This is a genomic window from Pseudomonas sp. 14P_5.3_Bac1 (assembly GCF_025466135.1).
Taxonomy (GTDB): domain Bacteria; phylum Pseudomonadota; class Gammaproteobacteria; order Pseudomonadales; family Pseudomonadaceae; genus Aquipseudomonas.
In genome coordinates, this window is sequence record NZ_JANLOF010000074.1 from 35,790 (window position 1) to 46,040 (window position 10,251).

The 10,251-nt window shown below is 65.2% G+C and carries 13 protein-coding genes; 12 read left to right on the forward strand and 1 reads right to left on the reverse strand.

The window, feature by feature from the left end:
- The first annotated feature begins 14 nt into the window (after positions 1-14).
- From NTD89_RS19570 to NTD89_RS19590, 5 genes are read left to right on the forward strand one after another with little or no spacing between them, the layout of a single operon-like run.
- Positions 15-371: a hypothetical protein gene (locus NTD89_RS19570; RefSeq protein WP_262209189.1), complete on the forward strand. Its 357-nt coding sequence runs from the start codon at positions 15-17 to the stop codon at positions 369-371.
- The gene (locus NTD89_RS19575) at positions 371-706 is read left to right on the forward strand and encodes a tetratricopeptide repeat protein (RefSeq protein ID WP_404483311.1); all 336 of its coding nucleotides are present in this window, start codon (positions 371-373) and stop codon (positions 704-706) included. Before NTD89_RS19570 ends, NTD89_RS19575 begins: the two co-directional genes overlap by 1 nt.
- Positions 703-2,841 (forward strand): type III secretion system export apparatus subunit SctV, encoded by a 2,139-nt coding sequence (gene sctV / locus NTD89_RS19580; protein ID WP_262209190.1) that lies wholly within the window; start codon positions 703-705, stop codon positions 2,839-2,841. The genes NTD89_RS19575 and sctV overlap by 4 nt, the downstream gene beginning before the upstream one ends.
- On the forward strand, positions 2,838-4,118 hold the full coding sequence (locus NTD89_RS19585; RefSeq protein ID WP_262209192.1) for a type II and III secretion system protein family protein: 1,281 nt from the start codon (positions 2,838-2,840) through the stop codon (positions 4,116-4,118). Before sctV ends, NTD89_RS19585 begins: the two co-directional genes overlap by 4 nt.
- A gap of 14 nt (positions 4,119-4,132) precedes the next feature.
- A complete protein-coding gene (locus NTD89_RS19590; protein ID WP_262209194.1) occupies positions 4,133-4,513 on the forward strand; it encodes a hypothetical protein in 381 nt (126 codons plus the stop codon).
- Positions 4,514-4,779: 266 nt separating this feature from the next.
- Here NTD89_RS19590 and NTD89_RS19595 read toward each other — a convergent pair whose 3' ends face one another.
- Positions 4,780-5,544 (reverse strand): tetratricopeptide repeat protein, encoded by a 765-nt coding sequence (locus NTD89_RS19595; RefSeq protein WP_262209195.1) that lies wholly within the window; start codon positions 5,542-5,544, stop codon positions 4,780-4,782.
- A gap of 48 nt (positions 5,545-5,592) precedes the next feature.
- Here NTD89_RS19595 and NTD89_RS19600 point away from each other — a divergent pair, with 48 nt between their 5' ends.
- The 7 genes from NTD89_RS19600 to NTD89_RS19630 are packed head-to-tail and all read left to right on the forward strand — an operon-like array spanning position 5,593 to position 10,143.
- On the forward strand, positions 5,593-6,156 hold the full coding sequence (locus NTD89_RS19600; RefSeq protein ID WP_119739907.1) for a type III secretion protein: 564 nt from the start codon (positions 5,593-5,595) through the stop codon (positions 6,154-6,156).
- 12 nt (positions 6,157-6,168) lie between these two features.
- Positions 6,169-6,402, forward strand: a complete 234-nt coding sequence (locus tag NTD89_RS19605; protein WP_262209196.1) for a hypothetical protein — start codon at positions 6,169-6,171, stop codon at positions 6,400-6,402.
- Between the two features lie 9 nt (positions 6,403-6,411).
- A complete protein-coding gene (locus NTD89_RS19610; protein ID WP_145164086.1) occupies positions 6,412-6,846 on the forward strand; it encodes a hypothetical protein in 435 nt (144 codons plus the stop codon).
- A 4-nt stretch (positions 6,847-6,850) separates the two neighbouring features.
- Positions 6,851-7,633, forward strand: a complete 783-nt coding sequence (sctJ, locus tag NTD89_RS19615) for a type III secretion system inner membrane ring lipoprotein SctJ (RefSeq protein WP_106578752.1) — start codon at positions 6,851-6,853, stop codon at positions 7,631-7,633.
- Positions 7,630-8,247 (forward strand): type III secretion protein, encoded by a 618-nt coding sequence (locus NTD89_RS19620; protein WP_262209198.1) that lies wholly within the window; start codon positions 7,630-7,632, stop codon positions 8,245-8,247. The genes sctJ and NTD89_RS19620 overlap by 4 nt, the downstream gene beginning before the upstream one ends.
- Positions 8,240-8,824: a type III secretion system stator protein SctL gene (gene sctL, locus NTD89_RS19625; protein ID WP_242199432.1), complete on the forward strand. Its 585-nt coding sequence runs from the start codon at positions 8,240-8,242 to the stop codon at positions 8,822-8,824. Before NTD89_RS19620 ends, sctL begins: the two co-directional genes overlap by 8 nt.
- Positions 8,821-10,143 (forward strand): FliI/YscN family ATPase, encoded by a 1,323-nt coding sequence (locus tag NTD89_RS19630; RefSeq protein WP_262209199.1) that lies wholly within the window; start codon positions 8,821-8,823, stop codon positions 10,141-10,143. The genes sctL and NTD89_RS19630 overlap by 4 nt, the downstream gene beginning before the upstream one ends.
- The last annotated feature ends 108 nt before the right edge of the window (positions 10,144-10,251 follow it).

Consider the following 10,251-nt stretch of genomic DNA (forward strand, 5'->3'; position numbering starts at 1 on the left):
TCGCAGGCCCCCGCATGAAAGTCGAACCCCGCCCGCTCATCCCCAGCGACGCACGCAGCGCCCCCGTCGAAGCCGTTCGCCCGGTCAACTCGCGCCAGGCCACTGCGTTCGAAGCGGTGCTCAACACCCGCAAGACCCAAACCCGCCGCTCGCTGCGCAGTGACCTCGAAGCACTCACCAGCGCCGCGGGCGTTGACTCCTTGCTGTTCGGCAGCGCCCGCTCCCTGGAGCTGCTGGAACACGTGATGGAACACATCCTGCCGTCCCTCGATGCCGAGACGGACATCAAGGAGCTGGCCCATGACCTGATCAGCGAAGAGATCGAGATGCGTCGCACCCTCGAACAGCAACGCTCGGAGGTACATGCCTGATGGCCCGCGATAACGACGACGCCGTGCAATTGCTCAAAGGCATTGGCGAGCTGTACCGGCGCAACGGCCAGTCCCAGCGCGCGCTGGTGATGCTGCTGATCGCCGTCAGCGTCGCGCCACAAGACGGCGTGTTGCTGCGCTCGCTGGTGCTCGCGTTCACCGACAGCGGCGACGCCGGCCGTGCCCTGGGCGCCCTCGATCGTCTGGTGGCGCTGGAAGGCGAGTCCGCCAGCCTGTTGCTGCTGCGCGCCCGCGCGCTGTGGTACGGCGAGCGCAAGGACGAAGCGCGCCAGTGCTTCAAACGCTACCTGGCTGCGCGCAGGGCCGGCGCATGAGTGCCCTCAACCGCCTGAACAACCTGGCGCGCATGGCGGCGCAGCGCACCGACGTGATCATCGTCGCCTTCATGCTGATGGCGATTGTGATGATGATCATCCCGCTGCCCACCTACCTGGTGGACATGCTGATCGGCCTCAACATTGCCCTGAGCATCCTGATCCTGATCGTTGCGTTCTACATCGGCCATTCCGTGGAATTCTCCGCGCTGCCGCCGCTGATTCTGCTCAGCACCCTGTTTCGCTTGTCGTTGTCGATCACCACCACCCGCTTGATCCTGCTGCACGGCGACGCCGGCCATATCGTCAAGGCCTTCGGTGACTTTGTGATCGCCGGCCAGGTCGTGGTCGGCATGGTGGTGTTTTTGATCATCACCGTGGCGCAGTTTGTGGTGATCACCAAAGGCGCCGAACGCGTCGCGGAAGTGGCCGCGCGCTTCACCCTGGACGCGATGCCCGGCAAGCAGATGAGCATCGACAATGACCTGCGCAATGGCGACATCGACCAGGCCGAAGCGCGTCGTCGGCGTTCGCGCCTGGAGCGCGAAAGCCAGATGTTCGGCGCGATGGACGGCGCGATGAAATTCGTCAAAGGCGACGCCATCGCCGGCCTGGTGATTCTGGCGGTCAACCTGCTCGGCGGCATGCTGATCGGCATGATCGAACGCGACATGCCGTTCGGTGTAGCGGTGCACACCTACTCGCTGCTGACCGTGGGTGACGGCCTGATCGCACAGATCCCGGCGCTGCTGATTTCGGTGGCGGCGGGCACGGTGGTCACGCGGGTCAACAGCGACGGTGAAGCCGGCGACCTGGGCAGCGAGATCATCAAGCAGCTGGGCGCCAGCTACCGGGCACTGGGCCTGACGGCATTGATCATGATCGGTGTGGGCCTGTTGCCCGGTTTTCCGACCTGGGTATTCCTCGGCTTGTCCGCAGCCTTTGGCGGCGCAGCGTTCGTGATGTACCGTCGGCACACCCGCCAGCCCCAGGGCGAGCTGGAAGCCTTGGCCGAAACCCCGGAGCCGGTGGTCGAGGCGCAGGCCGAACTGGATGACAACCTGCTGCCCGATACTCGCGTGCTGCTCACCCTGGGCAGCGGCGTGTCCCAGAGCGCGCCGCGCCAGTTGCTGCGCCAGCGTGTCGAAGCGCTGTGTCACGACATCCGTACTGACCTGGGCGTGGATGTGCCGGTGCCGGGCATCTATATGGAGGCCAAGGCCACGCCGGGCAGTTTCCGCGTGTCGCTGGAAGGCGTGCCGGTGAGCGAAGGCGAACTGCCGATCAATGGCTTGCTTGTGCAGGACGACCCGGTGCACGTGCAACTGCTGGACATCGCCACCGTGCAAGCCGACTCGCCGCTCAACGGCCGCAATGCCCACTGGGTCGAGCGCCAGCATGAAGAGACCCTGCGCAACGCCGGCATCGGTTTCCTGCTGCCCGCCGAAGTCTTGCGCGGCGTGCTGGAACGCAGCCTGCGCCGCTATGCCGCCGACTTCCTCGGCATCCAGGAAACCCGCCTGCTGCTCGAGCGCACCGAAGCCACGTACGGCGAACTGGTCAAGGAAGCCTTGCGCCTGGTCCCCTTGCAGCGCGTTGCCGAGACCTTGCGCCTGTTGGTCGGCGAAGGCGTATCGATCCGCAATCAGCGCGCCTTGCTCGAAGCCATGGTGGAGTGGGGCGCCCGCGAGACCGATGCCGGGCGGCTGGCCGAACATTTGCGCGCGGCATTGGCGCGCCAGATCAGCCATCAGTACGCCGACCGTAACCGGGTAATCGGTGCACTGGTGCTGGCGCCGGGCCTGGAAGACCAGTTGCGCGCGTCCCTGCGTCGCCAGGAGCCGCAGCGCGAATTGATCCCCGAAGACGTCAGCCGCGCCTTGCTCGCGCAACTGCGCCAGGCCTGTGAAAACACCCGCGAGGTCAACAGCGCGGTATTGCTGGTGCACCCGGAGCTGCGGCGCAGCCTGCGCCGTCTGGTGTTGCGCGGTGAACTGGAATTGGCGGTGCTGTCGTTCCGCGAGCTGGCCACCGAGTACAACCTGCAAGCGCTGGTCACCATCAGCCTCACCGATATTTCCAACCGCCGCGCGCCTGCCGCGGCTTCCGTCACCTCCCTGGCGTCTGCCTCATGATGCGTTTTTGTATGTTGTTGCTGGCTCTGGTCACCACTGCAAGTCAGGCTCAGGACATTGCCAACGGGGCCTCAGGTTCGATCAACCTGGCGTCCGGTGAAGGGCGCATTCTGCATTTTGTGGCGCCGGTGGATTCGGTACTGGTCGCCGAGCCGAATGTGGCCGACCTGCAGGTGGTGTCGCCGGGCACGATTTATATTTTCGGCAAGACGCCAGGCACTACCAGCCTGATCGCCCTTGGTAATGATGGCAAACAACTGGCCGGCCTGACCTTGTCGGTCAGCAGCGGTACGGCCGCGGTGACCACGCCGATGCAGGCCTTGCACCCCGGCAATGGCGCGCAGATCAGCGGCGCCGGCAACCGCCTGATCGCCAAGGGCACCGTCGGTTCGGTGGCCGAAGCGACGGACCTTAACGCGCTGCTCAACCCGCAGGGCCAGGGCTTCCAGAGCGCAATCAACACCACCGAATACGCAGGCGCGGCCCAGGTGAACCTGCGCGTACGGTTTGCCGAAGTCTCGCGCTCCGAATTGCTGCACTACGGCGTGAACTGGAACGCGATGTTCAGCAACGGCACCTTCTCCTTCGGGCTGATCACCGGCGGCGGCCTGGCAGCGGCAACGGCCGGTGGCCTGGCAACGGCAGGCACCGGCTCGGGCAATGTGAACATCGACGGCATGCTCGACGCGCTGCAGGCCAACGGCATTTTGCAGATATTGGCCGAGCCGAATATCACCGCCATGACCGGCCAGACCGCCAGCTTCCTCGCCGGTGGCGAAGTGGCGATCCCGGTGCCGGTCAACCGTGACTTGGTGGGCATCGAATACAAGTCGTTTGGCGTGTCGCTGCTGTTCAACCCGACGCTGTTGCCCAACGGTCGCATCGCCCTGCAAGTGCGCCCGGAAGTCAGCAGCGTGGTCAGCGGCGGTACGGTCGATTTCGGCAATTTCCATGTGCCGTCCTTCAGCGTGCGCCGCGCGGACACGCGGGTGGAAGTCGGCAGCGGGCAGACCTTCGCGATTGCCGGGCTGTTCCAGCGTGAGAGCAGCCAGGACATCGAGAAGCTGCCGCTGCTTGGCGACTTGCCGATCCTGGGCAACCTGTTTCGCTCCAAGCGTTTCCAGCGCAATGAAACCGAGCTGGTGATCCTGATTACCCCGTACCTGGTCGAGCCGGTGCGCAGTCGCACGCTCGCCACGCCGCTGGACGCACAACCGGCGACCGCCGCAGCCAGCGGCCCGCGCAGCGGCGGCGCGTTCGGTTTTTACATGAATTGATGAGGGGGCCTGCGATGACTGCTTTGCGTGTGTTGATGCTCTTGCCCCTGGCGCTGATGGGCTGCCAGACCCACTTGGCGCCGGTGTACTACGCGCCGGAGTTTCGCGCGGATGGCTTGCCGAGCCAGTGCCAGCAGCCAGCGGCCAAGGACGCAATCGGGCTGGACGAAGACTTCAAACCGACGCTGCCGCTGGGCTGCGCGAATAATTTGAATTTGATGCAGATGGTTGAGCGCAGACAGGACCTGACCCAAGGCCGCACCACCGGCCCGGTGATGGCCGCCCCCGTTGGCCGCGCCGCGCAGGTCTACATCGAAGGCTTCGACCGCGAGCAGCTGCAACGTCGCAAAGATCAACAAGAAGCCAAAGCCGGCGCCACCGGAGGCCAACAATGACTGTTGAGGGCCACGTTTCCTGTGTTCTGACGAAGTCCTGTGGCGAGCGAGCTTGTTGTGGCGAGCGGGCTTGCCCCGCGTTGGGCTGCGAAGCAGCCCCAAAACCAGGCCCTGAGTGCTATCTGAAAGAACGCGGCGAGACTGCAAGGGGCCGCTTCGCAGCCCAACGCGGGGCAAGCCCGCTCGCCACAACAAGCCCACTTGCCACAGGAAGCCCGTTCACCTCAACCAGCCCTTTCACCACAACACCCTTAATCACCACGGGCTCAACGCGGGTCCACCAACCCCAATTCCTTGGCCTGCGCCACCGGATCACTGATCGCCTTGATCCGCTTGGCCTCCACCACCAATCGCGCACGTTCTGCGGCAGGGATGTCATCAAGGGGAAGGCTTGCAACCCGCTGCTCATACCCGGCCAACACCATCACCAACAGCTCGTTGCGCTGATGCCGTGGCAATGCGCGCGGCGATTGGGTGACGGGCGCAATGGTATCCAGCGCCTGTTGCGGCTGCCCGCCCAGCGCATAAGCCAGCGCCAGGTTGCAACGGCTGTCGAGGTCGTCGGGCTGCAGGCTCAGGCTTTTGGCGAAGGCGGTTTGTGCGGCACTGGCCTGGCCATTCAGCACGTGGGCAATGCCCAGGCGGGTGTAGGCCACCGGCAGGTGATTGATCTCGGCAGCCTGCCCCAACGCCGTGACGGCGCGTTGGGTCTTGCCCAATTGCAACTGCGCAGTGCCAAGGCCGAGCAGGGCGTCGGCGTTGTGGGCATCGAACCCCAGCGCCTGCTGGAAGGCGCGTTCGGCGCCCAGCGCGTCCTTGGCGTCGAGCCGGGCCTGGCCGAGCTTGAGCCACAACTCAATGCCGGCACCCGGTTGCTGGGTGGCGCGCTCGTACAACGCAGCCGCGCTGCTGTAGTCGCCGCGCTTGCTCAGGTCGTTGGCCAGTTGAAGGGATTTGTCGGTATCGGTCGCAGGTTTGCTGGAGCAGGCAGCCAGCAGCAAGGTGCTGGCGAGCAGAAATTTGTGGGTCATCGTCACAACTCGTCGGGCGAAGGCGCAGGCCATGTAAGCATATTTTTGATGGCGCTCCTATGCCTGTTCGGTGCGGGTTTTGCCAACGCGGCCGAGGAGCCCGCGTGGTTCTCGCAGCCCTACGCCTACGTGCTGGTCGATCAGGACGTTCGCAGCGCGTTGGAAGAATTCGGCCACAACCTCGACGTGCCGCTGGTGCTCTCCGACAAGGTGCGCGGCAAGGCGCGCAGCACCATCCGCGCAGCCACCGCCGGTGAGTTCCTGCAGACCTTGTGCAGCACCAACGGCCTGACCTGGTACTTCGACGGCAACCTGTTGTACCTCAATGCCAGCGATGAAATCAGCACCAAGCTGTTCAAGGCCAGCGCCCTGAACCTGGACCAGTTGCAGGCCTACCTGAACACCCTCGACGTGTTCGGCCAGCAACTCTCCATGCGCAACGGCCCCGAGGGCGATGAAGTGTTTGTTTCCGGCCCGCCGCCGTACCTGGCGCTGGTGCAACAGCATGTCGACCACCTGCAACCCACGGTCGTGGCCGCCCCGGTGGCGCGCGAGCGCGGGGTGCGGGTGTTCCGTGGCGCGCAAGTCAGTACTGAAACCCCAACCCAGTAAAGGAGCAGCACCATGTCCGTAACGGCCGTAGACAGCAACCTCGCCCCCGGTGGCGCCAGCCCTGAAGCCAAGTTCAACGCCGCGGTGGGTAACGCCAAGGCCGCCGACAAACCGTCGGAGACCAGCGACGCCGAATTCAACGATGCGTTGATCACCCAGGCCGTCACCATCGGCGGTCAGTTCATCATCATGCCGAAGATGCAGGAACTGCTGAACGACGCCATGTCCGATGACGACGAAGAGTAGGGAGCCCCTATGACTATCAGTCTCGCCGCCGGCGCCACGGCCTTGCCGCCGTCCGCCGGTGCGGGGCCCGCCGGGGCCTCGCAGAACCTGTTCGAGCACATGGCCAATACCGCCAAGGGCATGCCCGAAGGCGCCAGCCCGCACCAGATCGGCTCGGGCCTGATGGAGCGCATGAACAGTTTCATCGACCGTACGCGCGCGTTTTCCGAACGCGCCGACGTGCTCACCAATAACCCGTCGGCGCCGCCGCCGGCCTCGGTGGACATCCGCACGGCAAGTGCTTCGCCGCAGGGCGAGCCGGGCAAAAAAGTCGGCGAGCAACAGGTCGACCAGATCGTGCACTCCCTGGGCAAGATGTTCGATTACTCCATCGAAACCCAGATGGTGGTGCGCGGTGCGACGCAGATTTCCGGGTCCGCCAACACGTTGCTCAAGGGTCAATAACGCCATGCCTAGCCCAAACCGCGCGCTGCGCCTGCTGCTGATCGGCCTGCTCGCCAGCCTCTTGCAGGCGTGCAACACCGACCTCTATACCAACCTCAGCGAGCGCGATGCCAACGCCATGGTCGCGGTGCTGCTGCGCGGTGGCATCCCGGCGGAGCGCAAGACCCAGGACAACGGCCAGCTCAAAGTGGTGGTGGACGAGGAGCGCTTTGCCGAGGCCATGACGCTGCTCGACAACGCCGGCCTGCCGCAACAGAGCTTTTCCAACATGGGCGAGGTGTTCAAGGGCAATGGCCTGGTGTCGTCGCCGGTGCAGGAACGCGCGCAGATGATCTATGCGCTGAGCGAAGAACTGTCGCACTCGGTGTCGCAGATCGACGGCATCGTCGCCGCCCGCGTGCACGTGGTGTTGCCCGACAACGACTTGCTCAAGCGCGTGATTTCACCGTCGTCGGCCTCGGTGCTGGTGCGCTACGACCCGGGCACCGACATCAATACGCTGATCCCGCAGATCAAGACCCTGGTCGCCAACGGCATTTCCGGCCTGAGCTACGACGGCGTCTCGGTGACGGCGATCAAGGCCGCCGTCGCCATCAGCCAGAACCCGGCGCAACCGCGGTTGGCGCGCTTCATGGGGCTGTGGCTGCTGGAAGACAACTTGGCGCAGGCACGCGTGATGTTTGGCGGCTTGCTGCTGATTGCCCTCGGCGCGCTTGGGGTATTGGCTCGCCAACACTGGGCGCGGCGTCAGTCCCAGGCGATGTATGTGCTCAAGGAGGGTGAATGAGCCTGGTTGAACGCTGGCAGGGGCTGCTCGCCGAGCCGCTGCAGTTTGTGCGCGGACCGAGCCTGGGCGCCTGTTTCGCCGATGAGTTGCCCGATGAAGTGCTGCAGGCCCTGCAAGGCCAGGCGCGTTTTCGTCAGCGCCTGGAGCAGTTGCTGGTCAACCATTATCAGTTGGCGCCAATTGCGCACCTGGTGACGCCGTCCGCCGCCGACCTGGCGGTGTTGCTGTTGTCACCCGCGCAGTTTTCACGCCTGCCACGGTTGTGCGGTGCCATCTGGCATGCCTCGACCCTGAGCCGCGAGATCCGCCGTGAGGTGGTCAACGAATTGCGCGAGGGACTCGGTGCCGAGGTGTTCAGCCAGGCGTTGGCGCAGCGCCAACTTGGCGGCGCCGCAGACCTGCTGCGCGAGCCATCGGAGCTGATTGAGGCCATCGACCGCGACGGCCAAGGCTGTGTTGCCGCCTGGCTGCAGGCCCAGCACGCCGACTTGCAGGGCTGGCTGCGCCTGCGTTTCACCTTCCCCCAGGGCCACAGCGCACGCTTGCCCCGCGACCTGGAAATCGTTCAGGCCGCTGCTGCGAGCCTTGCGGCCGAGGACAACGCCCATGAGTGAATTACCGAGCCGGCCCACTGCGCGCATCCTGCGTGCTGAAGAAGCAGCGCTGTGGACCGATGGATTTGCCTTTCTGCAAGCCGCCAAGGAACAGGCCGAACAGATCAAGGCCGACAGCGACCAGTGGCTGCACGCCGCCCGCGCCGAGGGTTTTGAAAGCGCGCGCCAGGCAGGCGCCGAACAAGTCGCGCAGTTGCTGGTGCAGACCCAATCCCAGGTGCAGCACTACTTGAGCAGCCTGGAAGCGTCGCTGGCCGACCTGGCCCTGGGTATTGTGCGCGAGGTGTTGGGTGAGCTGGACAACGCCGACCGCGTCGTGCGTTGCACCCGCCAGGCCCTGAGTGCATTTCGCCAGGACCAGGCACTGACCCTGTGGGTGCCGCCGACCGACGTCGAGGCCTTGCGCCAACGCCTCAAGCACGAAGGCCTGGCGATTGCCGTGGACGCCGACGAGCAGCTGAGCGCCGGTCAGGCGCGCCTCAACAGCCCAGCCGGGTCCGTCGAACTGGGCCTGGAAGCGCAGTTGCAAACCCTGCGCCGCAGCCTGCTGCCCTTTGCCGAAGAAGGTGTGGCATGAACCTGCAACAGTTGCTGCCGCGCCTGACTGAACGGTTGGCCCAGGCCCGCCCACGGCCGATGCACGGCACCGTGTTGAGCATTCGCGGTGTATTGCTGCGCGCCAGTGTGGCCGGTGCGAGCATCGGTGAACTGTGTCAACTGCGCGACCCCGGCAGTGGCCGCAGCTTGAGCGCTGAGGTGATCGGCTTTGATGGCGACGAGGCGATTCTGTCGCCGATCGGCTCCATGGAAGGCCTGTCGACCCGCACGCAAATCACGGCGACCGGCGAAACCCTGGGCGTTGCCGTGGGCGATGCGCAACTGGGCCGGGTGATCAGCCCCATGGGCGATTTTCTCGACGGCGATGGCGTCCCGCCGACCCTGGCCTTGCAGCGTTACCCCCTGCATGCCGAGCCGCCCGCGCCGTTTTCGCGGCAACTGATCGTGCGTTCGATGGCGCTGGGTATTCGCTCCATCGACGGCCTGCTGACCCTGGCCCAGGGCCAACGCATGGGGATTTTTGGTGAGCCGGGCGTGGGCAAGTCGTCGTTGCTCGCCAGCATCATCCGCAACAGCGAAGCCGATGTGATTGTGATCGGCCTGATCGGCGAGCGAGGCAGGGAAGTGCGCGAACTGCTCGACGTGCAACTCGACGCCCAGGCCCGCGCGCGCACCGTGGCAGTGGTTGCGACTTCGGATCGTCCGGCGGCCGAGCGCGTGCGTGCGGCGTTTGTCGCCACCACGCTGGCCGAGTACCACCGCGACCAGGGCCGCAATGTATTGCTGCTGATGGACAGCCTGACGCGCTTTGCCCGCGCCCAGCGCGAAATCGGCCTGGCCGTGGGCGAACCGCCCACCCGTCGCGGTTATCCGCCGTCGTTTTTCTCGGCCTTGCCGCGCCTGCTCGAACGCGCCGGCCCCGGCCCCACCGGCAGCATCACCGCGCTGTACACCGTGTTGACGGAAGGGGATGCGGCCAGTGACCCGGTGGCCGAAGAAGCCCGTTCGATCCTCGACGGGCATATCGCCCTCAGCGCGGAACTGGCCCAGCGCAATTACTTCCCGGCGGTGGATGTATTACGCAGCCGCAGCCGCTTGATGGAGCAGGTCGCTGGTGAAGAACACAAACGCCTGGCCATGCGCATACGTGAGCTGATGGCGCGTTACGGCGAAATCGAAATGCTCATCCGCGTCGGCGAGTACTCCGCCGGCAGCGACCCGCTGGCCGACGAAGCCATCAACCGCCATGCGGCCATCGAAGCATTCTTGCGCCAGAACGCCGGCGAGCCGAGCAGCCTGGACCAGACCCTGATCCGCATGCGTCAGGTGTTGGCATGAGATCAATGAACAACAGTGAACTTCAGACCCATGCAAAACCCTGTGGGAGCTGGGGTTGGGGGGGTTTTGGGTTTTTATTAACAAAACGGCCCCCTGCACCCCCCCCCA

Excerpts from the sequence above, each read along its gene's own strand:
- NTD89_RS19570 (WP_262209189.1), top strand. The coding sequence starts at position 15 with ATGAAAGTCGAACCCCGCCCGCTCATCCCCAGCGACGCACGCAGCGCC.
- NTD89_RS19575 (WP_404483311.1), top strand. The coding sequence starts at position 371 with ATGGCCCGCGATAACGACGACGCCGTGCAATTGCTCAAAGGCATTGGC.
- sctV (WP_262209190.1), top strand. The coding sequence starts at position 703 with ATGAGTGCCCTCAACCGCCTGAACAACCTGGCGCGCATGGCGGCGCAG.
- NTD89_RS19585 (WP_262209192.1), top strand. The coding sequence starts at position 2,838 with ATGATGCGTTTTTGTATGTTGTTGCTGGCTCTGGTCACCACTGCAAGT.
- NTD89_RS19590 (WP_262209194.1), top strand. The coding sequence starts at position 4,133 with ATGACTGCTTTGCGTGTGTTGATGCTCTTGCCCCTGGCGCTGATGGGC.
- NTD89_RS19595 (WP_262209195.1), bottom strand. The coding sequence starts at position 5,544 with ATGACCCACAAATTTCTGCTCGCCAGCACCTTGCTGCTGGCTGCCTGC.
- NTD89_RS19600 (WP_119739907.1), top strand. The coding sequence starts at position 5,593 with ATGGCGCTCCTATGCCTGTTCGGTGCGGGTTTTGCCAACGCGGCCGAG.
- NTD89_RS19605 (WP_262209196.1), top strand. The coding sequence starts at position 6,169 with ATGTCCGTAACGGCCGTAGACAGCAACCTCGCCCCCGGTGGCGCCAGC.
- NTD89_RS19610 (WP_145164086.1), top strand. The coding sequence starts at position 6,412 with ATGACTATCAGTCTCGCCGCCGGCGCCACGGCCTTGCCGCCGTCCGCC.
- sctJ (WP_106578752.1), top strand. The coding sequence starts at position 6,851 with ATGCCTAGCCCAAACCGCGCGCTGCGCCTGCTGCTGATCGGCCTGCTC.
- NTD89_RS19620 (WP_262209198.1), top strand. The coding sequence starts at position 7,630 with ATGAGCCTGGTTGAACGCTGGCAGGGGCTGCTCGCCGAGCCGCTGCAG.
- sctL (WP_242199432.1), top strand. The coding sequence starts at position 8,240 with ATGAGTGAATTACCGAGCCGGCCCACTGCGCGCATCCTGCGTGCTGAA.
- NTD89_RS19630 (WP_262209199.1), top strand. The coding sequence starts at position 8,821 with ATGAACCTGCAACAGTTGCTGCCGCGCCTGACTGAACGGTTGGCCCAG.